Genomic DNA, 22381 nt, shown 5'->3' on the forward strand with positions numbered 1-22381 from the left:
TAGGGGTCAAGCCGTCGACGCCTTGACACCCCGAATCATACCAAGGGGACTTTTCTATTTCAATAGGGTTCCACTAACCAAACAGGAATGCTCCCGATGGATCAGCTCGAAAGGAGAGACAACCAAGAGGGAGCTTGCGACCTGGTTGGCTCACCGAGAGCCCATGGGAAAGCGTCCGCCTGGAACGCCTATCAACGGTATCCACACGTCTACCAGCCGCGCTATATTCAAATCAAAAAACTTCCCCTTGCCAAACAATCAGAAAATTCGTATCATGTAAGAGAAGGAGTGTGAAGGCCTTGTTAACAGCTCTTACAAGCCAAGGGAAGCAAGTCGTGCTAACACGGCAGACATCTCTTGACAGCTTACGAGAGTGGCGTAAAACCGAAACCTTTCATTGTCCACAATGCAAAGAACAAGTACTCTTGAAAGTCGGCGACATCATCATCCCGCACTTTGCCCACCACCAACAAACCAACTGCCGAGACAGCTTCTCAGAAGGAGAATCCCCAACCCATCTACTCGGTAAAATCCAACTCTATGAACTATTTTCACATCTACCATTACAAACTGAAATGGAACCTTATCTGCCTGATATCCAGCAACGACCCGACCTGCTAGTCACATGGCAAAATCAGCAAGTACCCATTGAATTCCAGTGCAGCACGATTCCGATTGCACTCATCCTCGAACGCAATGCAGGTTACCATTCCATGAACATGCAACCCATTTGGATCCTATTGACCCCTCCGAAAATTCAAGACTCTTCAGCATGTGTATTGACTCATCGTTTCTCTCAATTCCAACAACACTTCATCCGTCCAATTCATTCGAGCACTAAAGAAACTCTGTCGATCCTTCTGACATATAATCCACTGAAGCAACAATTCCACTATTTAAGTCATTTCATTCATCTTCGCGGTACATCGTTTGCGCTGTGTCACTCCGTCATGCGTATCAAACATCAAACCATTCCGTTTGCTATTCCTGCCGCTCCGTCGACTACAGATGTAGAAGGACTGACACGTCATTATCAAACTGCACGTCGAAAGTATCTTCGGTCGGTAATTGGGTATAATCAAAGAGGTATCCATCATCGCTTTTTGCGTGCTTGTTATGAAATGCGTGTCCAGCCGATTCAATTACCTGCATGGATTGGCGTTCCTACATTCGGGCAAGAAGCATTTAGTGAGTCCGATTGCGAATGGCAACTACTACTTATTGCAGCTATCCGACAAACGATGAGGACACCCTTTCAACCGGATCGATCTCTTCTTCGTACATTCGTAAAGACATTTGAAGGAAACTCGACATTGCAGTTGGAAGCTTGCGAACACTATATGGATTTCTTAAGAGAGCAACGCATAGATATCTACAGGCTCGATAAATTCATTGGAAGAGATTTTACACTGGATGTACTTTCAGGGAGATTTCTTGCAATGCATGCGAGGAATTGAGAAAATACAATAGAGTCAAATAACGGTAAATGCTGAAGGAGGAATTGGATTGACGAATGAAAACAAAGTATTGACGCGCGATGAGGTATTTGAAGAAGAAACTTGGCGCTTGGAGGATATATTTTCTTCTGATGAAGCATGGGATAAAGAGTACCGAAAAGTCGAAGAGATGGCTAAAGAAGCTGAAAACTATAAAGGTACGCTTGGGAACGGTGCACGTCCATTATTTGAAGCGTTAACATATCGTGATAAATTAGCAGAACGTCTCCGTAGGTTATATACGTATGCTCATTTAAAAACAGATCAAGATACGACAAATAGCTTTTATCAGGCAATGGATGGTCGAATCAGAACATTGGTCGTGAAAATCTCTACAGCATTGTCTTATTTCACACCCGAGTTGCTTTCTATCGATGAAAAGCAACTGAATGAAACGATTGAGTCACATGAAGGTTTACGAGTATATAAGCAAGAATTCGAGGAATTGAATGCAGAACGTGCTCACATCTTGTCTTCGGAACAAGAAGAATTAATTGCGCAGTTGTCTGAAGTGACAGGGAAGTCTTCTGAAACATTCAGCATGTTAAACAATGCGGATTTGACTTTCGGAATGGTCAAAGATGAAAACGGTAATGATGTTCAATTGACACATGGTCGTTATTCACAATTTCTTGAAAGTAAAGATCCGAAGGTGCGGGAAGCAGCATTTAAAGAAATGTATTCAAGATATGGTGAATTCAAAAATACATTTGCTTCTACGTTAAGTGGTAACGTAAAAGGTCATAATGTCAGCGCAAGAATTCGGAATTATAGTTCGGCAAGAGCAGCAGCTTTGTCAAATAACCATATTCCAGAGCAAGTATATGAAAATCTATTATCTACAATCAATAAAAATCTAGGTTTATTGCATCGCTATGTAGCTTTGCGTAAGAAGGTGTTGAAACTAGATGAGCTGCATATGTGGGATATCTACACGCCGTTAGTTGAGGACACGGAGATGAAGTACACATACGAGCAAGCAAAAGAAACGATGCTCGAGAGCTTCCATCCGCTTGGCGAAGGGTATAAAGCCGTTGTAAAAGAAGGTCTTGATAATCGCTGGGTCGATGTTCGTGAAAACAAAGGGAAGCGTTCAGGTGCCTATTCATCTGGCACGTATGGAACAAACCCATACATCTTGATGAACTGGCAAGATAACGTAAGCAACCTGTTTACACTTGCTCATGAATTCGGTCACAGTGTACACAGTTATTACTCCCGTGAAAATCAACCATTCATTTATAGTGGCTATTCCATATTTGTAGCAGAAGTAGCATCAACTGTAAATGAAGCGCTGTTGAATGACCACTTACTGAAAGTGACGACTGATGAAGATCAACGAATCTATTTATTGAACTATTGGCTCGATGGATTCCGTGCAACGGTGTTCCGTCAGACGATGTTTGCGGAATTTGAGCATTTGATTCATAAGCTGGATCAAGAAGGGGTACCACTGACGGCTGAAAAGTTAACAGAAGAATATTACGCGTTAAATGAAAAGTATTATGGGGACGCTATTATTAGCGATGAAGAAATAGGTATGGAGTGGGCACGTATTCCTCACTTCTATATGAATTACTATGTCTATCAATACGCAACAGGATATAGCGCAGCTGTTGCACTCAGCAAGCAAATTCTTGAAGAAGGTGAGCCAGCAGTAGAACGGTATATTACGAATTTCCTGAAGGCTGGATCATCTGATTATCCGATTGAAGTCCTCAAAAAGGCGGGTGTCGATATGACATCTGAAAAGCCGATTGAAGAAGCGTGTAGAGTATTTGAAGAACGATTGAACGAGTTAGAACAGTTATTGGAAAAGAGAGGGTAATATTTTCCTGCATGTTTCGACAGACATTTGCGAAAATCATGACATATGGATGAAAGCTGTTAGTATTTGTTGAAGTCATTTGTCATTTATGATATGGTGTAAATGTGGAATAAATCACATACCAAACATACACCCCTTTTGTTTGAACGTGAACATTTCTCCCATTCCCTTTGAAAGAGAGCATTCACTCCCCCCCAGGAGCGGATGCTCTTTTCTTTTTGTCTACATAAAAAGCCGAAGCTCCAAATAGGGCTTCGGCTAGTATAAGGGCTATTTAATTAAAGAACAGTTAGGTTGTTTTTTACGCCATAATGTACGTTCTGGTACACAAACTCTTTCGATTTCCTGTTTGAGTATCCGTTTCTTCAATTCGCGATCAGCTTCTTTTTCGGTCATGTGACACATTTCCGCGATTTCTTTAGTCGTAAGCAGATCGAAGCGATTGAATAACGAATCCATGGAAGGTGGCATGTCAGGAAGGAGTTGTCCTCCGACAAGCTCTTCTAGAATCTGTTCATAAATCGAATAGTCGTAGAGACCACCCACTTTTAATCCTTCATCTTCAATATTACTATTGAAGAAAACGAAGGTTGGCGCCTCGTCCACTTCCATTTCATTACCTAAATACATATCGACTTGCAATGCGCGCAGTGTCTCTTCTGAAGTGAAGTCTGTTATAAACTCATCCACATCTAGATTAATACGTGCGGCAATTTCCACAAGTACTGAAAACGAAGCAACATCCCGCTTTTTCAAAAAGGAATACTCAAGCAAGGATGATAAATAACGGAATCCAGCACGTTTACCTTGAAACTCAGCGGCTTTAACCGCGATGCTAGGAAAACAAGGATTAGACCGTTTGGTTGTCTTGGCATCCTTAGGGTCAAGTAGAGACGGTACATTCAATTTTGTCATGGGAGTCTTCAACGCGATGCGTAACGTGAAATAGTGATCGTATTCGACTTGCAATTTACGTAGCAATGGTTGAAGTGACCAACAATCCTTGCAATAAGGATCTAAAAATACATAGAGTTCAATGGGCTTTACTGAAGCAGAGTAGTGTAACGTATCATCGATTACTGTTAGATAGTTCACTGATCTTCCTCCTCGTTCCTATTTACCATATGGTTGGCTGTTAAGACAAGGCGTTTATAGTAGACTTCCCGAAGTGGACCCTCCAGTCCTACGTCATCCATCGCTTCCGCCATGCAAGCTAGCCATGCTTCTGCGCGTGTAGGTGTTATAGGGAAAGGGTTATGTCGAGCCTTCATCATAGGATGACCGTGTTCTTCTGTGAACAGGTTCGGGCCGCCTAGATATTGAGTCTGAAATTGTTTTTGTTTCCGGGCAGTTTCTGTCAAATCATCAGGGAATATTGGTATGAGGTCTGGGTGAACAGCCACTTTTTCATAAAATGTATCAATCAGTTCGTGTAGTTTCTTCTCGCCGATCTCCTCATAAGGGATGACAGGTTTTCGAGTCATTGCATTCACACCCCTTCGTTCATCTGTGTCTTTATTCTATCAATGAACGAATTTCTATACAAATAAAAGAACTTATTTTGTTTGTTGTTATATTACAGATTGAATATTCAGAGACTGAGAAACATTGAGAAAAGCAACTGGAAGGACAGTAGTGACGTGAGGAAAACAATTGATCGACGCTCTAGGCGGACACTTTTCCGGAAGGCTCGCGGTAAGCCAACCATGTCGCGGAGCTCCCCTTAAGTTGGCTGATCCTCTCGGAGCCTTGCGCTTACGATCAACTGGATAGTTGTACGTAAACATTATGACGCGTTGATATGGAAAATGTTAGACCATTGAGTGATAGTTGTTCATGACTTTTTTTACGTAATTTTGTGTTTCTTTGAACGGGGGGATGCCTCCGTATTTTTTTACGTTCCCCGGACCTGCGTTGTAGGCTGCTAGTGCCATTTCATTTGAGCCGAATTGGTTAAGCATTTTGCGCAGGTATTTGGCTCCGCCCATGATGTTTTGCTGAGGATCCATTGGGTTGGATACACCAAGATATTTGGCAGTGCCTGGCATTAGTTGCATGAGACCGGCTGCGCCTGCATGGCTTTTTGCGTTACTTTTGAAGTTGGACTCTTGCTTGATGACGGCGGCAATCAGTTTTTCGGGTAGTTGGTATTTGTCTGCTGCTTGTTTGATAATGTCTGCGTATTGATTGTTGGTTCCAGGTGCAGACGTAGTGGCTGGTACAGCGGCAACAGTTTCAACTGGGCTTGTGGAAAAGTTGAATGAAGTAGCGCTTGTGCCTTGGCTGAGTAGTTGCTCGGCTTGATTTGCGAGTTCTGAACTCATATTATTTCCCGCCATCAATTGCGTCAACATCATTTGGAATTCATTGGAGCCGGTAGATGAATTGCTACTGAAGGACTGAACCGCTCCAAGAGTTTGTAAGGTATTTATTTCTAGGAGCAACCGAGTGTTACGTGGGTCAAGATTCATTCTTTTTCCCCCTATATTTTTCAAGTAGTATATGGATTGATTTATTATATCTATTATACCAACTTTCTTACCATAATGCACAATAACAAAATGCAACTGTGAGTGGCATATGGTAGACTAAACGTAAAGACTTATATTAAGGAAGTGGATGTCTTGGATATGAAAAATGAAATCATTGAAACACGTAAGAACGGTAATGAAGTTCACTTTATATTGAATCCTGAGGCAGAGTGGCCGTTAGGTTCTCCAGCGGGGAAAATGTTGACAGACACGGATCGACAATCGTTCGTTTATATCTTCGATCACGATGCTGGCTATCGCTATGCGTATTTCCCAAAAGATAGTTGGAACGGGTTAGTGGATATGCTGTTACAACAAGCAGAGCCTGTGCTGATTTGGCAAGATGAGAAAATACCATTAACAGGTGCTGCAGAAGAAATGCAGGCGCTTATTTTCAATATTGAAGGAAATGATAATTACGGCGAGGAATTCAGTACAGCTGTCGAAGATATCTTCAAGCCGGTGCTGGAAAAGGTGAATTGATATATGGCAAAAGAATTTCACAAAAAGAATGGAAGTGACGTAATGAAATTCACAATTCAATCGCGGAATGATGAGATCTCCAATAAACTAATGAAAGAAGCTCGCGTGTATTTACGCGATTTTGGTTTGAAATATGATGAGGAAGAACCGGATATTGTATTGTCTATTGGTGGTGACGGCACGTTATTGCATGCTTTCCATAAATATATACATCGCTTGGATAAAACTTCTTTTGTTGGAATTCATACAGGTCACTTAGGGTTTTATGCAGATTGGAAACCTTCCGAGATAGAAAAGTTGGTTATTCTAATCGCTAGACAAGAATACGAAGTGATTGAGTATCCATTGATTGAAGTGACGATCAATTATCGACATTCTGAAAAAAGCGCATCGTATTTAGCGTTGAATGAATCCACAGTAAAATCACCTGAAGTCACTTTGGTGATGGACGTTGAGTTAAACGGAGAACACTTCGAACGCTTTAGAGGAGACGGACTTTGCATGTCGACGCCATCCGGATCAACTGCTTACAGTAAATCACTTGGCGGTGCCATAATTCATCCTTCGTTACCATCTATGCAACTGACAGAAATGGCTTCGATTAACAATCGTGTATTCCGTACGGTAGGTTCACCACTTATTTTACCGGATCACCATATTTGTACATTGACACCTGTAAAAGGACCCGATTTCATGGTAACTGTCGATCATTTACAGCTTCTTCATAAAGATGTTAAATCCATTGAGTACAAAGTATCCAATGAAAAAATGGGCTTTGCACGCTTCCGTCCATTCCCATTCTGGAAACGTGTTGAAGAGTCATTTATAGCGAGTGATTTAATCTATGAACGAGAAGATGATGAAAAGAAAAATTAACACACCATTTCAATTACAATTTGTTGCGAAGAAAAGTGGATTACTTCGCGAGTTTTTGGCGCAACATGAAATTTCCAAAACAACATTGACGGCTATTAAATATCGTGGCGGAGAGATCTTGGTGAATGGCCAGCCTCAAAACGTGCGATATAAGCTTCAGATAGATGATCAGATAACGGTCTCGTTTCCTCCTGAGCAAATAAGTGACGGATTGACTCCGCAAGATGGAGTATTATCTATTTTATATGAAGATGAAACCCTTCTGATTCTCGATAAGCCAGCTGGACAGAGCACAATACCTTCCCGCAATCATCCTACTGGAACGCTTGCGAATTTTGTCTGTGGAAAATTTCTAAGAGAAGGCATTCTATCTACAGCCCATATGGTGACACGCCTTGATACCGATACATCAGGTATTATTTGTGTGGCGAAAAACCGTCATATTCATCATGTATTGAGCCAACAAATGGCACAAGATCTATTTCAACGACAATATACGGCATTCGCAGAAGGTATAATCACTCCATCATTTTTAACAATCGAACAACCGATTGGAAGAAAAGAGGGGAGTATTATTGAAAGAATTGTCCGGGAAGATGGCCAGTATTCGAAAACGGATGTGTCAGTAAGTGCGCATTATCGAAATGAAGCGAACCATTTCTCCTTTATAGACTTGACATTGCATACGGGACGTACGCATCAGATCCGTGTGCATCTGCAATGGCTAGGTCATCCACTTGTAGGAGATGATTTATATGGTGCGGATCAAGAGATGTTCCCGCGCCAAGCATTGCATTGCTCACGTGTCAGTTTTCTTCATCCGATCACGAAAGAGAGAATGCATTTTACTAGTTCACTGCCGGAAGATATGCAATACTATTTACGGCAAAGTCAACAAGTGTGCGAATACTCTAAGCAACAACTCTCTTATATAAAATAATATGTGCAATATAATGGAACTTAATGGTATGTTTTAGCGTACGGTAAGTGCAGAAGGGAAGGTGTGAAATCATGACTACTCAACCAGAACAAATAAAAAGTGAAGTCGTTTTGGATGAAGATAAGTTGCGTAGATTGCTGAGCAACGAAGATATCCATTCGTTTAGACAAGAATATCTAGTGCTTCATCCATACGATCGAGCAATTTTTTATGAAGAAGTTGGCGCAGAACTTCGGGAACTGATGTATTTTTATCTATCACCAAAAGAACTTGCGGAGATATTCGAAACAAGTGAAATTGAGGAAGATGAATACGAAGAGTTCCTTGAGGAGATGGACGCGACATATGCCGCAGAGATGATTTCATACATGTTTGTGGATAATGCGGTAGATGTCCTGAAAGAACTTGATAAAAAGAAAGTCGTCAGCTATTTAACGTTGATGGATAAAGAAGCTGCTATACAAATTAAAGCATTACTGCATTATGAAGAATACACAGCCGGTTCGATCATGACAACAGAATTCGTCACGGTATCCGAGAATTCTACAGTACGTTCGGCTATGACAATATTGCGAAGTGAAGCACCGAGCGCTGAGACCATTTACTATATTTTCGTTGTAGATGATTTCCAGCGTTTAACGGGTGTCGTTTCGTTGCGTGACTTGATTATTGCAGATGAAGATACATTAATTCGCTCCATTATGAGTGATCGTCTAGTGAGTGTATCTGTTTCGGACGACCAGGAAGACGTTGCCCGAACCATACAGGATTATAACTTCTTGGCTGTTCCGGTCGTCGACTTCCAACAACATATTCTAGGGATTATCACCGTCGATGATATTATCGACGTTATCGATGAAGAAGCATCGGATGACTATTCTAAACTTGCCGGTGTTTCGACAATGGATACATTTGATAAAAACCCATTCTCTGCTGCGAAAAAACGGATTCCTTGGCTACTTATTTTATTAGTGCTTGGAATGTTGACAGCGAACTTAATAGATTTATTTACTGAGACGATTTCTAAAGTTGCTTTATTAGCCGCATTTATCCCTTTGATCGCCGGTACTGCCGGAAACAGTGGAACACAGTCTCTTGCTGTTGCGGTTCGAGGTATTGCTACACGTGACATTGAAGATGAAAGTAAGATCAAGTTGCTGATACGTGAAGCAGGAACTGGAATTATTACGGGTGTCATTTGTGCAATATTCGTCGTTCTATTAATCTTCATTTGGAAGCATGAATTAGTTATCGCTTTACTAGTAGGAGCAGCGATGTTGGTGTCTATTTTCGTTGCGACTATTTCAGGATCATTTATTCCATTATTCATGCATAAACTCAAAGTGGACCCGGCTGTTGCCTCAGGACCATTTATTACAACACTTAACGACGTCATCAGTGTCGTTATCTATCTAGGCCTAGCGACAGTATTCCTAAGTTCATTATGAACTAGGAATACTGTTTTTTTATTCTGGAACCTTAGGCGATTAGCTCACATATGCTATCTAAAAGGAAGTGATGAAAATGCGTCATGAAAAGCCATTACTGTTTATCACGAGCCCCATCATAAGAAAATATCGGTATACGCCTATCGTGGAAGAAGAAAGCACATCTGTCTTCGAGCTGGAGCATTCGAGGGTAATAGAAAGATCTGAAGTTATAGCTGCCCCTGAATTCCAATCGACAGAAGAGTTACAAGAAATACAACAAGAAAAATCTACTAACGAACCTATTCGAAAACGTTTGGAATACTTACATCACCCATTTCGCAAAGAACTATATGCGCCATTAGAAATCGTCACCGAAAAGGAAAAAATTAAAGGCAAGCTTCACGATCTAGAAGATGAAATGGTGTGGATCAAGACAAACGAAGAGATCACATCAGTTCGCATTGAAGAAATCTTAGATATCCTTTGGAAACAGCAATCATTCACTATTTAATTCTTAATACAAAAAGGCGAACCCGCTAAACGGGTTCGCCTTTTTGTTTGCTATTGCACTATCTTTCTATATTGAAAAACGACACTAGTTGAACGTAAGTGGAAAGCGTCCACCTGGAATGTCGATCAACGGTGTCCTCACGTCTTTCAATTTCTATCGTGAAACCAAAAAAAGACGAACCCTATTGAATAGGGTTCGCCAATTAGCATTGCAAGCAATAAATCAAGCCTCATCGCAGAAATCGATAAACACATCATCGATACATTGAACACCGCAGAAACAATTTAAATCCACAGTCAAGCACGTATTCGTAGGTCCGAAACCATTCACCTTACAAATCTTCTCAAAACAGATTTTTCCGTCTGTAGTAATATCAAACGGCTTTCCGTTATATAAAGGCTGCAACACTTGAATGGTAGCACAGCACGAATCAAACACCGTCTGCACGCGGAAGAATACAGAAACGCAGCTCGTATGATGGTAAGATGACGGGTTGTGATTACCCATAGATTCTTCTTTAGTCATCTTAGGATACGGCTTATGCTTATTGCCACCTCTGAACACTGCCTTGAAATAATCCCCATTACCCGTCAATAAACTAAATACGCGTGTGTTGACGCGGCCTCTAACCGGGCTTACTAAACTGCCAAGCGGCGCCATGAAGCAATCCGTATCACACTCTACACAATCCACTTCCGGACTCGTATTCTGGACGCGTTGGATAAAGCGCACTACTTCACAAATACAATTTGACTTATGACAGCCACCATGTTTGCTGTCCTTCTTTTCACATCCCACTACTGTCCACCTCCTGTTTGTCGTTCTCTATACTCTATGCATGGGTAATCGACATGACAGGGCGCTTTCCTCATTATGCATAAATCCGACATAAAAGTTACATGCTAGACAGAAGGGAGGCGTTGCATTTGAAGAAACTGAGTATCTTGTTAATTATTCTTGGTCTACTTACTGGTTGTAGTGAAAAGGGAACCTATATTAAAAATACAACTTCGCAGGATGAGCATTCAGTAGAGGAAGTCATCATGAGTAATGAACATGTGAAGCTAGCAAAGGTACTGCTATTTGAGGATGAATTACTGGTAGGAATTCGTGTCAATACGTTTTCCCGATTTAAAAAGAAAAAGATCGCTACGGATATTCAGAAGAAATTGGAAAAGGAGTATCCTGACATGAAAATTACGGTGTCGGCAGATAGTAAAATTCTGATGGAAACGGAGAAGTTGATCCGTAAAAAAGGTGAAAAAGATTATCGAAAGAAAATCGATAAAATCAAATCAATCGAAAAGGAGCAAACCTAATGCAACAAGAAAAGTATGCCCAAATAGAGAAAGAGTTATCACCTAAACCTCCTATTTTGAAAAATGTAATTAAAGCTTTCTTGACAGGTGGTTTGATTTGTTTGATTGGACAGTTCATTGCACTCTTTTATATTACGTATTTTGACTTTACGGAACGCACAGCGAGTAATCCGACGGTTGCTACGATGATTTTCATTGCGATGTTATTAACTGGTTTCGGATTATATAAAAAGATTTCGCAGTTTGGTGGAGCGGGAGCGGCGGTGCCAATTACCGGCTTTGGCAATGCGGTCGTATCAGCGGCTATTGAACATAAATCAGAAGGATACGTATTAGGCGTAGGTGGCAACATGTTTAAACTAGCAGGATCTGTTATTTTATTCGGTGTTTTTTCGGCATTTGTAGTAGCTCTGATTAAAACTATCTTAGTGAAGTTTGGAGTGGTCTCATGGTAAAGCGGGGAGTGCTAACCTTTCAGTCCAAGCCAAGTATTTACGCAACAGGTGTAACAGCGGGTCCATTGGAAAAAAAGAAAAGTGTCTTTGCACAGCAATTCGATAAAGTATATGAAGATGAGCGTTGTGATTTGCCGACAAACGAAGACGGTCATAAGCAGTTAATGTATGACGCTGTGTTGATCGCACTTAGTAAAGCGAAGAAACAGCCAGAGAAAGTTGATTTCTTCTTAACGGGTGATTTGGTTAATCAGATGACCCCATCTAATTTTGCAGCCCAAGCACTAGCTATTCCATATATCGGTCTGTTTTCTGCATGCGCTACTTCTGTCTCTTCTATGATCACTGCGGCATTACTCGCGGATGCTAAGCAAGCAAACTGGATCATAGCCGGATCTTCTAGTCAACATAACGCAATTGAAAGACAGTTTCGATATCCACTAGAGTATGGTTCGCAAAAAGGAGCAACTGCACAATGGACCGTCACGGCGGCTGGTGCAGTATTAATCGGACAACATAAACAAGGAACTCCCGTTATTAACTGCGCTACTGTAGGTAAAGTGATAGACATGGGGATGACGGATCCACTCAATATGGGATCTGCGATGGCCCCAGCTGCTAGTGATACATTGATGAATCATTTAACGGGACATGATCGGACAATCGATGACTATGACACGATCATAACTGGAGATTTAGGAAGTAATGGGTTTAATATATTTAAAGCGTTAGCAAATGAAAATGGTTTACCACATACGAAAAACTTTCGGGATGCCGGAGAAGAGTTTTATGGAAATGATCCGTCCTTCAAAGCGGGAGCAAGTGGATCTGGTTGTTCGGCAGCCGTATTTCTTTCCGATGTCTATCAAAAATTGCTGACGGGAGAGTATAAGCGGGTTTTATTATTGGCAACTGGTGCTTTGCTATCTCCTTTGTCATTTCAACAAGGGGATACGATTCCATGTATTGCGCACGCGATTGAACTGTCAATGGATGAGGTGATGGCAGAATGATATCTATATACATCACATCATTTATAGTAGGTGGCTTGATTTGTGTCATTGGACAATTATTAATGGATGTTGCCAAATTAACGCCTGCTCATACATTGGTTTCATTGGTAGTGACAGGTTCGGTGTTGGACGGTATTGGTTGGTATGAACCACTTATTGATTTTGCCGGTGCAGGCGCAACGATTCCTATTACTTCATTCGGTAATGCATTGACACATGGTGCCATGGTGGAAGCAGAGAAACATGGTCTGGTCGGTGTAGTAACTGGAATGTTCGAAGTGACAAGTTCAGGAATCAGTGCAGCGATCATTTTCGGACTAATCGGTGCATTGCTCTTTACTTCAAAAGGAAATGTCTAAATTACTTAAACGCCCTCTCCAATTCATTCTTCTCTGCATATAGTAGAGAAGATAGGAAGGAGGGGTTTTTCATGTACGGATGTTATCCATCACAAGGTGGTTACGGATACGGCGGAGGATGCGGTGTGAATTATGGCGGTTCTTCATTCGTCTTGATTGTAGTTCTGTTTATTTTATTGATTATTGTAGGCAGAAGCTATTTCTAAGGAGGAGAACTGACTATGAACGATTCATTTTTTAAAAAAATAGAATCCAAAACCGGTGTTCCAATGGAAGAAGTCTTTGCGTTAGCGAATGCAATTCAATATGCAGATTTCAAAGATGAAAACCAAGTACGAAAAATCATTCGAAAAGTGAGCCAAGTGGCAAATAAAGACGTGCCACAAGCAGTAGAAGATGAATTGGTCCATTCCATCGTAAAAAGTGGTAGAGGACTAAATCTGAACGATATTTCACAAATGCTTGGCGGAAAATAAATAAACATTCAAAAATAGGTTTAGATTAGTTGCTTAGCGGATATACTACAAGTGATAATACATGAAAAAAAGGAGGTGCACATCATGGGATACATTCTACCAATACAAAATTACCAAGCACAACAATATGCAGAACGTATGAACAATGATCGTCATAATTTTGCGTATATCGGGCGAGTGAGTCCTGTGCGTCTGGCAAATGAGGAGTCGAGTTATTGGGAAGACGTTCTAGAAGATGAAAACAGACGTCGTGAAGAGCAGATGAAGCAAAGAAAAAAACGTGCACCTCAACCTTTAGTAAAAAATGGATTTATTGCTCCGAATCCGGCCCAGTTCTCACCTGAGATTGCAGATGTAGTAGGTAAAGGTCAAGCGATTAACGCATATGTCTAAAACAAATAAAATAACCCTAACTGCTTATTACAAGCAGTTAGGGTTATTTTATTTGTCTAGCATCATGTAGTCCGCAAATCTTTCTCCATAGCACGATGAGGTATATCTGCATCCATGAATTCAGGAGAAGTGACCACATAGCCTAGTTTCTCATAGAATGGCACAGCATAAGACTGGGCATTCAAAAGAAGTTTCTTCATAGATTTATTTCTCGCATGTTCTTCTAAAGCATTCATAATTAGATTACCAAGGTGTTTTCCACGATGTTCCGGCAATATGCAAATTCTTTCTGCTTTCGCATGTGCATTGACCAGACCCCTCATACGACCGGCGCCAATTGGCTGATCTGCTTCATCGTAGGCGACGAAGTGGATGGCATCTTGATCGTATTCGTCTAACTCAAGGATTAGAGGGACGCCTTGCTCTTCCACAAATACTTTCTGGCGGACTGCATAAGCATCCTGGCGACCCTTTTCATCTGTGACGATTTTCACTGTGATCTGCAAATTATGACTCACGATCAAGACGGAATGTTTCGTACACTGTCCACGATCCGTCATCTAGTTGATAAAGCATGTGAATACGGTCGATGACTTCCGAATGGTCAACACCTACCATTTTCATTTGGTTTATCACATCGTCATGTTCACCGGAACTCAATTTTTGTGCAATTGTAATATGCGGAACAAAAGCATAGTTGTTTTCATCGTGGTAGAAATTCACATTTAAATCCTTATGCAAAGCAAGAAGTTCATCGTTTGGTACAACTTTAAAGTAAATCGTATTCGTAGTCGGTGCGAATGAACCGACCTTTGTAACGTTCAATTCAAAAGGATGGTTCTTGATGGTAATTTCTCTTAACGCTTTTGCTACTTCTTCAATTTCCTTATCATTTGCTTCGAACGGATCTTTCAGCGTCATATGAGGTGTAATCAACGCGTAATGTGGATCATATCTCTTTCGATAACCATTTGCTAAGTCCTGAAGCTTTTTTGAAGGGAATGCAACAATACCATATTTCATTTAAGATTGCCTCCTTGTAAATTGATTGAATTTTAGGTACATCTATTTTAGTATATCAGAAAATAGTCTGACTTGTCCTGTTCTACTACTAAAGACTATTTATTTCGATCAGCGCACGGCGAATATCTGGTTGCCATGACTTCCAAGTATGATCGCCATCCAACTCTTCGTAAAAGTAAGGAAATCTTTTTTCTTTAATAACTTTATGCAACTCTCGGTTAGGCGTCAGAAAGTCGAGTCTGCCGTCAGAAGTAGTTGGTACGTACGTTTCTTTATCACCAATTACATGGTATATAGAAAGGTTTGCTGGGCTTTGATTGGCTTGGACGGCTCCAAGTACTTGTTCATTCACAAAAGGTGAATGCAATACTACATTTCCAAAACAATTAGGATATTTTAATGCAGTCAATAATGAGATAGATGCTGCTAATGAGTCACCAACTAATGTTCTTGAGGATCCCATTTGGTATGTTGGATAGGTTTCATCAATATACTGAATTAACTCGTGTGCTAAAAAGCGGATATACGCCTTGTGTCTGTCACCTTCAGGGTGATACATACGTCTGCGTTCTTGCACCGTTTTGTATGGAATACCTACAATGATGACAGGTTCAATGATTTCTTCTTCCATTAACTCATCAACAATCCGTCCAATCCGTCCGTATTGAAAATAATCTTTCCCATCTGAGACGAGCATGACATTATGTTTGTACAAAGGGGAGTAGCGGGATGGTAAATATATCAACAATTCCATTTCTTCTTGTAGCTCATTACTATAAAAACGGATTTCTTCAATTTTTCCTGGATTCATTTTGTAGGACCTCCATAATTAATGTACACTTAGTAAATATCATACCGATAAATAACAGTGTAAAGCTAGTGAAAACTATTGCGTATGAAGAAAGAGAGGGGAAATAATATGGATGAAGGTAAGAATATTGTTCATTCGGACGTCGTGACAGCGGCAACAAAAGACGCGCTGATCCGTCGTGGAGTTAAAATTCAAGATATCGCAAAAATTGTTTATGAATTGCAAGTACCCTATAACAAAGGCTTGTCACTCGAACAGTGTGTCGACTCGGTAGAAAGCGTTCTTCGCAAACGTGAATTGCAGCACGCGATACTGGTCGGTGTTGAATTAGACGAAATGGCTGAAAGAGGTCAGCTATCGCAACCACTTCAGCAAATCGTTGAATCAGACGAAGGTTTATTCGGAGTCGATGAAACGATTGCATTGGGTGCAGTCTACACATACGGTTCGATCGCAGTCACTACATTCGGTCACTTGGATAAGAACAAAGTGGGGATCATTAATGAGTTGGATACAAAAAAAGGAATTGGTATCCATACGTTCTTGGATGATCTAGTAGCGAGTGTGGCAGCGTGTGCGGCGTCTAGAATTGCGCACAGAACACGTGATTTACAAGAGGCTGGTCTAACGTTTAAGGATGTACAGAATGGCAAGGGTTCATAAGTAAAGTGAGGCTGTCCTAGATTAATTTCTATGGATGGTCTTTTTAATGTTAGAACTTTTTCTGATGCTTTAGAAGTGTATAATAAACGGCATTGGGTCGTTGTTCTACTAAAGCTTTTCTTTTCCTAGTTTTTGCGGAGGTAGCGGTTTGACTGGCAAAGTAAGTGGGGCGATCATTGGCCCCACTTCGGCGGTGGTGGATGGCTTCCGCAATGAGCCAGACAGGAAGTGCGCCTGGCTGTCTCATTACTACGCCTACCACGTGCAGCCGCCTACGTTAGATTATGTGTAGGACACTTCAGATTTTTCTTTTGCAAGGATAGGAACTAGTACTACCCAGTCACTGGTTTTATCTCCTATAAACCACAACATGATTTGATAAGTACTCAGTAGCGCAGGCACAACTGCGGGGTAGGCCGTGGCCATGAGACAGCTAGCAGCTCCACCGCTAGTTGGCTCATGGCTGTAGGCAATCCCCCACGTGCCTGCGCGAGTCCAAAGCATGACCCTCACCACTTTCAATGAACAAGCTAATCTCGAGCAACGACCTAATCTATCTCCTAATGACTTAGCTAAGACAGAAGAATCGTACCACCTAGTCACTGGTTTTCATCTTCTATAAACCACAATCTAACTTGTCAACCACTCAGTAGCGCAGGCACAACTGCGGGGTCGGCCGTGGCCATGAGACAGCTAGCAGCACCACCGCTAGTTGGCCCATGGCTGGAGGCAATCCCCCCACGTGCCTGCGCGAGTCCAAAGCATGACCCTCACCACTTTCAATGAACAAGCCAATCTCGTGCAACGACCTAATCTATCTCCTAATGACTTAGCTAAGACAGAAGAATCGTACCACCCAGTCACTGGTTTTCATCTTCTATAAACCACAATCTAACTTGTCAACCACTTACTAGCGCAGGCACAACTGCGGGGGAGGCCGTGGCCATGAGACAGCTAGCAGCTCCACCGCTAGTTGGCTCATGGCTGTAGGCAATCCCCCACGTGCCTGCGCGAGTCCAAAAAGCAGACCCTCACTAACTCCAGTCCCCAACAACCAGTCGAGCAACGACCCAACACCTCAACACAGTACCTCCATACTACACATCCCACCTATTTATCTATAACTACAATAAAATTTTATAAAATATTGACAAGCTAAAGCGCTTTCATGGTAGAATGGTAATGTCTATGACTACAAATAGTAAAGGGGAGATGGTCACATGAAGAAAAACTCACTTCGCCTACTGGCGCTAGTTTCCATGCTTGCACTTCTTGTACTCGCAGCTTGCGGTAACGACGAAAAAGCTGACGGCGATAAAGACGCAGACGGAAACAAAGACGAAGGTAAAACGGAACAAGACTACAAGTTCTTGAGCTTACTTACTGGGGGAACACAAGGAACTTATTATCCACTAGGTGGATCTTTTGCTGAATTCATCAGCCAAGAGACAGGAATCAAAACTACTGCTGAGGTATCTCAAGCATCTGCTGCAAACATGACAGCGCTTAAAGATGGAGATGCACACATTGCATTCGTACAAACAGACATCGCGTACTATGCTTCTAAAGGTGAAATGATGTTTGACGGAGAAGTAATCGACGAAGTATCTGCTGTTGGTTCACTTTACCCGGAAACAGTTCAATTGGTTACGTTGAAGAAAAGCAACATCAAGACATTTGAAGACTTAAAAGGTAAAAGTATTTCAATTGGAGCACCAGGATCAGGTACAGCAGCTAATGCTGAGCAACTACTTGAAATTCACGGTTTAGCTCTAAGCGATATCAAAGCACAAAACTTAGACTTCGGTGAGTCTCAAGAGAGTCTACAAGCTGGACAAATCGACGCTGCATTCATTACAGCTGGAACTCCAACAGGTGCTGTTGAAGGTCTTAACGCTACTTCTGATGTTTTCATTGTTCCAGTAGAAGACGCAAAAGCTGACGAATTAATCGAGAAATATCCATACTATGCAAAAGAAATGATCCCTGCTGGAACATATGGTTCTGAAGTAGAAACACCTGCAGTATCAGTAGGTGCAATGCTTGTTATGCAGAACGATATTTCTGAAGAACTTGGTTACCAGATCACAAAGGCAATTTATGAAAACGCTTCAAAAATTCAACATGCTAAAGGTGCTTTGATTAAAGCAGAAAACGGTTTGAATGGTATTGGTATTCCTGTACACCCAGGTGCACAGAAGTACTTTGACGAAGTGAACTAATAAACTGAATTAGTTATCTGATAGAAGCATGGGGACGGTGAAGCGAGAGCTTTGTCCGTCCCATTCTTAATTTTTTAAAGAAATTTGCAAAATTCATACACTATTATGCCTATTGCATGTAATGTAACAGAGAGGATTAAGTGGATGAAAACACGAAAGATTGTTCTTCTGCTGACGTTTCTAATAGGAATTGTAATGCTGGTCGTATTGTTTTATCCATACAGACAAATGATCGTACTTGAAGAGGTTCGGAGCGAACAGCCAAAAGCGTATTATCTTCCATTACATAAGGATCGAAATTTTCAAGTGAACTATATTCACTCGATTCACTTGTCTAATGTGAAGGAGCAATATCGCATTACCGACGACGGTAAGCTCCGTTTCGAATTTATGCAGTATGAAGACGTAGCCATCGGATTGCCAGGTTACGCAGAAGAAGGCGAAACACTGCATGTGGAAGATGGTGTTTATACGCTTACATTCGAAAAACGCGTGATAGATTCGTTTGTTCTCTATGTGGGTAGGGTGAATGCAGATCTGTCTTTGCGATATGAGCAACAAGAGTATCATCTAAAAGAATTCCTTGAAAAGGGTCATTCTTATGAATTTCATGTAATGAAGGTACCAAATTATAAGTTGTTGAAAGGAGTTAGATTAAATGGATCGTAATAAAGATCAGGAAAAAGACATACCCGTACTTTCAGATGAAGAAATGGGTACGCTTTCCGAACAAGAGCAACTCGAAATTCTTCAAAAGTATGACCCGGAATCCAATACACGCGATTTAAAAGGGCTACTAGGAAAAATTGTGTTTTTCGGTTTGCTAGCATTTTCAATTTTTCAGTTGTATACAGCAATTGGTAAGCCATTTACGGCTCAAATCCAGCGTTCGATTCACTTAGGTTTTGCTTTATCACTTATATTCCTCATGTTCCCTGCTAGAAAGAAGATTGGTGAACGCCGTAATAAAGTACCGTTTTACGATATTATTCTATCCATATTGGCAATAGCCGTTGGTTTATACTGGCCGTTATTCATCGATGAATTAGTATTTCGTGTGGGGCGTGTATCCGATATCGATTTAATTATCGGTATTTTAGCAGTTCTACTCACACTAGAAGCAGCGAGACGTGCGGTAGGAATGCCGATTACGATCATCTCGATCGTGTTTCTCGCGTATGCGTTCTTTGGACCTTATTTCCCAGGGTTCCTTGCACATAGAGGACAAAGCGTGGAAAATCTCGTTCAATTAATGTTCTTTACAACAGACGGGATCCTCGGTACACCGATTAGCGTATCCGCCACCTTCATATTCGTCTTCCTACTGTTTGGGGCGTTTCTGGTGAAAACAGGCGTAGGTAACTACTTCAATGACTTAGCAGTAGTATTAGCGGGTCGCTTAACTGGTGGGCCGGCAAAAGTTGCGATTTTCTCAAGTGCTTTGCAAGGTACGATCTCAGGTAGTTCCGTAGCAAACGTTGTTGGATCGGGTTCATACACGATTCCGATGATGAAGAAGCTTGGCTACCGTAAAGAATTTGCGGGTGGAGTAGAGGCTGCGGCTTCTACGGGTGGACAGATTATGCCACCGATCATGGGAGCAGCAGCGTTCCTAATGGTTGAATTCATCGGCGGTGTAACGTATTGGGAAATTGCCAAAGCGGCAGCTATTCCTGCATTGTTATACTTCACAGGAATTTGGATCATGACGCATTTCGAAGCAAAGCGCGTAGGTTTGCAAGGAATGGACGCATCACAGATTCCAAATCGGAAAGAAACATTAAAAAAGATTTATTTATTGCTTCCGATCCTTGGAATTATCGTCTTCTTATTGGCGGGTATTCCTACGATGAAGGCAGCATTACTCGGTATTGTTCTTACGATTATCGTCAGTTCAATTAGCAAAGAGACGAGAATTGGATTTAGAGATATGATTGATGCATTAGTAGATGGTGCACGTACAGCATTGGCTGTTGCGGCAGCGACTGCTTGTGCAGGTATTATTGTTGGCGTCGTTGTAAAGACGGGTCTTGGGCTAAGCTTGGCAACCGGCTTGATCTCAGCAGCCGGTGGTAACGTCTTGCTTACATTAATCTTCACAATGTTTGCAGCAATTATTTTGGGGATGGGCTCTCCAACGACAGCAAACTATGTTATTACATCTACAATTGCAGCGCCTGCCATCATTACACTATTGATGCTTGATGAGCCTGTAGGGGCAGCTGTGCCGATTGTAGTGGCAGTATCAGCACACTTATTCGTATTTTACTTTGGTATCATTGCAGATATCACGCCGCCTGTTGCGTTGGCAGCCTTTGCAGCTTCAGGTATTTCTGGTGGAGATCCGATCAAGACCGGTATCACTTCTGCGAAATTGGCAATAGCCGCCTTCATCATTCCGTATATGTTCGTCTTTAATCCAGCGATGCTGATGCTCGACTCGAGTATAACGGAGATTGTATGGGTGACCTTGACGGCCATTGTAGGTATGGTCGCAATCGGTGCTGGAATAATTGGCTACTGGTACAGTAAATTGAATTGGATTATGCGAATTATAACGATTGGTACAGGTATGCTGTTGATCTATCCTGAAACTATGACTGATATCATTGGTTTGGTGTTATTCATTATCTTGCTGGCATTCCAGTGGATGGGTAACAAGAAAAATACTCCGCCTAAATTAGCGTCAAATTAAATAACTAAAAGACTTGTTAGCTCGAAATGAGCTTGCAAGTCTTTATTTTTTTGAAGAAATAGTAAATTTATTGAATTATCTCCAACGTAAACTAAAGATTCTATTAGTCTATTTGGGAGGTTTGTACTATAGTGAGTGGTGTAATTAATAGAAGACAAGTTTAGTATTTGTAAGGGTTTGCAAAACAAGTGGATGTTTTAAAACACACCATGATCGTAAAGTCAAGAAGTCAAAGGTCTATAAAAAAGTCAATCGAATTTGGACTAATTACGCAGTTTTGGCAACGCTGATTATGTATATACTACATATAAGCGAATCAGTCATTGCAAACAAAATATAAAGATCGGTACAGAAACCAATCAAATCAAAAGGGAGCGAAATAATATGAATACACAAGAGACATGGTGGGAAAACGTATTTGAAGGGCACTTAGCGCATGGCTTTAACAAAGAACGTATGAGTGAGCTAGAACAAGAAGAATTTTTATATTTCGAGAATGAATCAATAGAAGAACCTATTCATCCTATGCAATAAGAGAAAGGAGAATCTTCTCTGAATAAGGTAACTAACTTCCATGAAAATCGGTAATTTTTCTGTCGTCGTAGAAAAATTGTCGATTTTTAATTTTGTTGTTTACAACAAGGATGGATAATGCTATTATAGTACTTGTGCTTGAGAGCCTAACTGGCTTGCTTCTTACACGCACATACTAGTATTATCGATTCCGTAGCTCAGCTGGGAGAGCGCCACCTTGACAGGGTGGAGGTCGCTGGTTCGAGCCCAGTCGGGGTCATAGGTGCCAAACCTAAGTTATTTACCGTCGGAACACGGTTTATAACAATAAACAGTCCTATTAG

At 41.3% G+C, this 22381-nt stretch carries 29 protein-coding genes and 1 tRNA gene; 20 read left to right on the plus strand and 10 right to left on the minus strand.

The window, feature by feature from the left end; all coding sequences use genetic code 11:
- Positions 1 to 299: 299 nt before the first annotated feature.
- Entirely contained in the window at positions 300 to 1457 is a 1158-nt protein-coding gene (locus CSV69_RS01910; protein WP_158232586.1) for a competence protein CoiA, read from the plus strand.
- Between the two features lie 49 nt (positions 1458 to 1506).
- Positions 1507 to 3324 (plus strand): oligoendopeptidase F, encoded by a 1818-nt coding sequence (gene pepF / locus CSV69_RS01915; protein ID WP_099692635.1) that lies wholly within the window; start codon positions 1507 to 1509, stop codon positions 3322 to 3324.
- A 270-nt stretch (positions 3325 to 3594) separates the two neighbouring features.
- On the opposite strand, the gene CSV69_RS01920 is transcribed toward pepF, so the two are convergent.
- The 3 genes from CSV69_RS01920 to CSV69_RS01930 all read right to left on the minus strand — a co-directional run bounded on the left by CSV69_RS01920 (position 3595) and on the right by CSV69_RS01930 (position 5795).
- The gene (locus CSV69_RS01920; protein WP_085428463.1) at positions 3595 to 4419 is read right to left on the minus strand and encodes a DsbA family protein; all 825 of its coding nucleotides are present in this window, start codon (positions 4417 to 4419) and stop codon (positions 3595 to 3597) included.
- Positions 4416 to 4808 carry a globin domain-containing protein gene (locus CSV69_RS01925; RefSeq protein WP_085428464.1) on the minus strand — a complete coding sequence of 131 codons (393 nt, stop codon included), beginning with the start codon at positions 4806 to 4808 and terminating at the stop codon, positions 4416 to 4418. Before CSV69_RS01925 ends, CSV69_RS01920 begins: the two co-directional genes overlap by 4 nt.
- A gap of 327 nt (positions 4809 to 5135) precedes the next feature.
- The gene (locus CSV69_RS01930; protein WP_099692636.1) at positions 5136 to 5795 is read right to left on the minus strand and encodes a lytic transglycosylase domain-containing protein; all 660 of its coding nucleotides are present in this window, start codon (positions 5793 to 5795) and stop codon (positions 5136 to 5138) included.
- Between the two features lie 159 nt (positions 5796 to 5954).
- Here CSV69_RS01930 and CSV69_RS01935 point away from each other — a divergent pair, with 159 nt between their 5' ends.
- The 5 genes from CSV69_RS01935 to CSV69_RS01955 all read left to right on the plus strand — a co-directional run bounded on the left by CSV69_RS01935 (position 5955) and on the right by CSV69_RS01955 (position 10095).
- Complete coding sequence (locus tag CSV69_RS01935; protein WP_232319652.1) at positions 5955 to 6338, plus strand: UPF0738 family protein; 384 nt, start codon at positions 5955 to 5957, stop codon at positions 6336 to 6338.
- Positions 6339 to 6380: 42 nt separating this feature from the next.
- Positions 6381 to 7214: an NAD kinase gene (locus CSV69_RS01940; protein ID WP_099626239.1), complete on the plus strand. Its 834-nt coding sequence runs from the start codon at positions 6381 to 6383 to the stop codon at positions 7212 to 7214.
- Entirely contained in the window at positions 7195 to 8154 is a 960-nt protein-coding gene (locus tag CSV69_RS01945) for an RluA family pseudouridine synthase (protein ID WP_233192310.1), read from the plus strand. The genes CSV69_RS01940 and CSV69_RS01945 overlap by 20 nt, the downstream gene beginning before the upstream one ends.
- Before the next feature lie 71 nt (positions 8155 to 8225).
- Entirely contained in the window at positions 8226 to 9602 is a 1377-nt protein-coding gene (gene mgtE / locus CSV69_RS01950) for a magnesium transporter (protein ID WP_085428467.1), read from the plus strand.
- 76 nt (positions 9603 to 9678) lie between these two features.
- Positions 9679 to 10095 carry a hypothetical protein gene (locus CSV69_RS01955; RefSeq protein ID WP_099626235.1) on the plus strand — a complete coding sequence of 139 codons (417 nt, stop codon included), beginning with the start codon at positions 9679 to 9681 and terminating at the stop codon, positions 10093 to 10095.
- A 222-nt stretch (positions 10096 to 10317) separates the two neighbouring features.
- Here CSV69_RS01955 and CSV69_RS01960 read toward each other — a convergent pair whose 3' ends face one another.
- The gene (locus CSV69_RS01960) at positions 10318 to 10893 is read right to left on the minus strand and encodes a CotY/CotZ family spore coat protein (protein WP_099692637.1); all 576 of its coding nucleotides are present in this window, start codon (positions 10891 to 10893) and stop codon (positions 10318 to 10320) included.
- Positions 10894 to 11021: 128 nt separating this feature from the next.
- On the opposite strand from CSV69_RS01960, the gene CSV69_RS01965 reads away from it, so the two are divergent.
- The 7 genes from CSV69_RS01965 (at position 11022) to CSV69_RS01995 (ending at position 14110) form a co-directional block, all read left to right on the plus strand.
- On the plus strand, positions 11022 to 11414 hold the full coding sequence (locus CSV69_RS01965) for a YhcN/YlaJ family sporulation lipoprotein (RefSeq protein ID WP_099692638.1): 393 nt from the start codon (positions 11022 to 11024) through the stop codon (positions 11412 to 11414).
- Positions 11414 to 11869 (plus strand): stage V sporulation protein AC, encoded by a 456-nt coding sequence (gene spoVAC / locus CSV69_RS01970; protein WP_085428471.1) that lies wholly within the window; start codon positions 11414 to 11416, stop codon positions 11867 to 11869. The genes CSV69_RS01965 and spoVAC overlap by 1 nt, the downstream gene beginning before the upstream one ends.
- Positions 11863 to 12882: a beta-ketoacyl-[acyl-carrier-protein] synthase family protein gene (locus tag CSV69_RS01975; protein WP_085428472.1), complete on the plus strand. Its 1020-nt coding sequence runs from the start codon at positions 11863 to 11865 to the stop codon at positions 12880 to 12882. Before spoVAC ends, CSV69_RS01975 begins: the two co-directional genes overlap by 7 nt.
- A complete protein-coding gene (spoVAE, locus tag CSV69_RS01980; RefSeq protein WP_085428473.1) occupies positions 12879 to 13241 on the plus strand; it encodes a stage V sporulation protein AE in 363 nt (120 codons plus the stop codon). The genes CSV69_RS01975 and spoVAE overlap by 4 nt, the downstream gene beginning before the upstream one ends.
- A gap of 71 nt (positions 13242 to 13312) precedes the next feature.
- On the plus strand, positions 13313 to 13447 hold the full coding sequence (locus tag CSV69_RS17230; protein WP_085428474.1) for a YjcZ family sporulation protein: 135 nt from the start codon (positions 13313 to 13315) through the stop codon (positions 13445 to 13447).
- Positions 13448 to 13462: 15 nt separating this feature from the next.
- A complete protein-coding gene (locus tag CSV69_RS01990) occupies positions 13463 to 13717 on the plus strand; it encodes a stage VI sporulation protein F (protein ID WP_085428475.1) in 255 nt (84 codons plus the stop codon).
- Positions 13718 to 13801: 84 nt separating this feature from the next.
- The gene (locus tag CSV69_RS01995) at positions 13802 to 14110 is read left to right on the plus strand and encodes a hypothetical protein (RefSeq protein ID WP_085428476.1); all 309 of its coding nucleotides are present in this window, start codon (positions 13802 to 13804) and stop codon (positions 14108 to 14110) included.
- A 62-nt stretch (positions 14111 to 14172) separates the two neighbouring features.
- On the opposite strand, the gene CSV69_RS02000 is transcribed toward CSV69_RS01995, so the two are convergent.
- From CSV69_RS02000 to CSV69_RS02010, 3 genes are all read right to left on the minus strand, one after another.
- Complete coding sequence (locus CSV69_RS02000; protein ID WP_369823927.1) at positions 14173 to 14634, minus strand: GNAT family N-acetyltransferase; 462 nt, start codon at positions 14632 to 14634, stop codon at positions 14173 to 14175.
- Positions 14618 to 15133 (minus strand): YjcG family protein, encoded by a 516-nt coding sequence (locus CSV69_RS02005; RefSeq protein WP_085428478.1) that lies wholly within the window; start codon positions 15131 to 15133, stop codon positions 14618 to 14620. The genes CSV69_RS02000 and CSV69_RS02005 overlap by 17 nt, the downstream gene beginning before the upstream one ends.
- 88 nt (positions 15134 to 15221) lie before the next feature.
- Positions 15222 to 15944 carry an alpha/beta hydrolase gene (locus CSV69_RS02010; RefSeq protein ID WP_099626238.1) on the minus strand — a complete coding sequence of 241 codons (723 nt, stop codon included), beginning with the start codon at positions 15942 to 15944 and terminating at the stop codon, positions 15222 to 15224.
- Positions 15945 to 16052: 108 nt separating this feature from the next.
- Here CSV69_RS02010 and CSV69_RS02015 point away from each other — a divergent pair, with 108 nt between their 5' ends.
- Complete coding sequence (locus CSV69_RS02015) at positions 16053 to 16607, plus strand: phosphatidylglycerophosphatase A family protein (protein ID WP_085428480.1); 555 nt, start codon at positions 16053 to 16055, stop codon at positions 16605 to 16607.
- A 49-nt stretch (positions 16608 to 16656) separates the two neighbouring features.
- Here the strand turns inward: CSV69_RS02015 and CSV69_RS02020 are convergent, their stop codons facing one another.
- The 3 genes from CSV69_RS02020 to CSV69_RS16755 form a co-directional block, all read right to left on the minus strand.
- Positions 16657 to 16869: a hypothetical protein gene (locus CSV69_RS02020; protein ID WP_099692639.1), complete on the minus strand. Its 213-nt coding sequence runs from the start codon at positions 16867 to 16869 to the stop codon at positions 16657 to 16659.
- A gap of 20 nt (positions 16870 to 16889) precedes the next feature.
- Positions 16890 to 17210, minus strand: coding sequence for a hypothetical protein (locus tag CSV69_RS02025; protein ID WP_143560791.1), 321 nt, complete (start codon positions 17208 to 17210; stop codon positions 16890 to 16892).
- Between the two features lie 105 nt (positions 17211 to 17315).
- Complete coding sequence (locus CSV69_RS16755; RefSeq protein WP_158232587.1) at positions 17316 to 17471, minus strand: hypothetical protein; 156 nt, start codon at positions 17469 to 17471, stop codon at positions 17316 to 17318.
- Positions 17472 to 17827: 356 nt separating this feature from the next.
- Between CSV69_RS16755 and CSV69_RS02030 the strand changes: the two genes are divergently transcribed.
- The 5 genes from CSV69_RS02030 to CSV69_RS02045 all read left to right on the plus strand — a co-directional run bounded on the left by CSV69_RS02030 (position 17828) and on the right by CSV69_RS02045 (position 22317).
- Entirely contained in the window at positions 17828 to 18829 is a 1002-nt protein-coding gene (locus CSV69_RS02030; RefSeq protein WP_085428483.1) for a TAXI family TRAP transporter solute-binding subunit, read from the plus strand.
- Positions 18830 to 18973: 144 nt separating this feature from the next.
- Positions 18974 to 19498, plus strand: a complete 525-nt coding sequence (locus tag CSV69_RS02035) for a DUF1850 domain-containing protein (RefSeq protein WP_158232588.1) — start codon at positions 18974 to 18976, stop codon at positions 19496 to 19498.
- Positions 19488 to 21524 (plus strand): TRAP transporter permease, encoded by a 2037-nt coding sequence (locus tag CSV69_RS02040; RefSeq protein ID WP_085428485.1) that lies wholly within the window; start codon positions 19488 to 19490, stop codon positions 21522 to 21524. The genes CSV69_RS02035 and CSV69_RS02040 overlap by 11 nt, the downstream gene beginning before the upstream one ends.
- A gap of 384 nt (positions 21525 to 21908) precedes the next feature.
- A complete protein-coding gene (locus tag CSV69_RS16990; protein ID WP_198166179.1) occupies positions 21909 to 22058 on the plus strand; it encodes a hypothetical protein in 150 nt (49 codons plus the stop codon).
- A gap of 186 nt (positions 22059 to 22244) precedes the next feature.
- Positions 22245 to 22317 (plus strand) — tRNA-Val (locus CSV69_RS02045).
- The last annotated feature ends 64 nt before the right edge of the window (positions 22318 to 22381 follow it).

This window comes from Sporosarcina sp. P26b (genome assembly GCF_002743245.1).
GTDB classification, from domain to species: Bacteria; Bacillota; Bacilli; order Bacillales_A; family Planococcaceae; genus Sporosarcina; species Sporosarcina ureae_C.

Coding starts and splice junctions, on each gene's coding strand:
- CSV69_RS01935 (WP_232319652.1), top strand. CDS start 5,955: ATGAAAAATGAAATCATTGAAACACGTAAGAACGGTAATGAAGTTCAC.
- CSV69_RS02040 (WP_085428485.1), top strand. CDS start 19,488: ATGGATCGTAATAAAGATCAGGAAAAAGACATACCCGTACTTTCAGAT.
- CSV69_RS01930 (WP_099692636.1), bottom strand. CDS start 5,795: ATGAATCTTGACCCACGTAACACTCGGTTGCTCCTAGAAATAAATACC.
- CSV69_RS01940 (WP_099626239.1), top strand. CDS start 6,381: ATGAAATTCACAATTCAATCGCGGAATGATGAGATCTCCAATAAACTA.
- CSV69_RS01955 (WP_099626235.1), top strand. CDS start 9,679: ATGCGTCATGAAAAGCCATTACTGTTTATCACGAGCCCCATCATAAGA.
- CSV69_RS02015 (WP_085428480.1), top strand. CDS start 16,053: ATGGATGAAGGTAAGAATATTGTTCATTCGGACGTCGTGACAGCGGCA.
- CSV69_RS02035 (WP_158232588.1), top strand. CDS start 18,974: ATGAAAACACGAAAGATTGTTCTTCTGCTGACGTTTCTAATAGGAATT.
- CSV69_RS01995 (WP_085428476.1), top strand. CDS start 13,802: ATGGGATACATTCTACCAATACAAAATTACCAAGCACAACAATATGCA.
- CSV69_RS01925 (WP_085428464.1), bottom strand. CDS start 4,808: ATGACTCGAAAACCTGTCATCCCTTATGAGGAGATCGGCGAGAAGAAA.
- spoVAC (WP_085428471.1), top strand. CDS start 11,414: ATGCAACAAGAAAAGTATGCCCAAATAGAGAAAGAGTTATCACCTAAA.
- CSV69_RS01990 (WP_085428475.1), top strand. CDS start 13,463: ATGAACGATTCATTTTTTAAAAAAATAGAATCCAAAACCGGTGTTCCA.
- CSV69_RS02010 (WP_099626238.1), bottom strand. CDS start 15,944: ATGAATCCAGGAAAAATTGAAGAAATCCGTTTTTATAGTAATGAGCTA.
- CSV69_RS02030 (WP_085428483.1), top strand. CDS start 17,828: ATGAAGAAAAACTCACTTCGCCTACTGGCGCTAGTTTCCATGCTTGCA.
- CSV69_RS01975 (WP_085428472.1), top strand. CDS start 11,863: ATGGTAAAGCGGGGAGTGCTAACCTTTCAGTCCAAGCCAAGTATTTAC.
- mgtE (WP_085428467.1), top strand. CDS start 8,226: ATGACTACTCAACCAGAACAAATAAAAAGTGAAGTCGTTTTGGATGAA.
- CSV69_RS02005 (WP_085428478.1), bottom strand. CDS start 15,133: ATGAAATATGGTATTGTTGCATTCCCTTCAAAAAAGCTTCAGGACTTA.
- CSV69_RS01945 (WP_233192310.1), top strand. CDS start 7,195: ATGATGAAAAGAAAAATTAACACACCATTTCAATTACAATTTGTTGCG.
- CSV69_RS17230 (WP_085428474.1), top strand. CDS start 13,313: ATGTACGGATGTTATCCATCACAAGGTGGTTACGGATACGGCGGAGGA.
- spoVAE (WP_085428473.1), top strand. CDS start 12,879: ATGATATCTATATACATCACATCATTTATAGTAGGTGGCTTGATTTGT.
- CSV69_RS16990 (WP_198166179.1), top strand. CDS start 21,909: ATGAATACACAAGAGACATGGTGGGAAAACGTATTTGAAGGGCACTTA.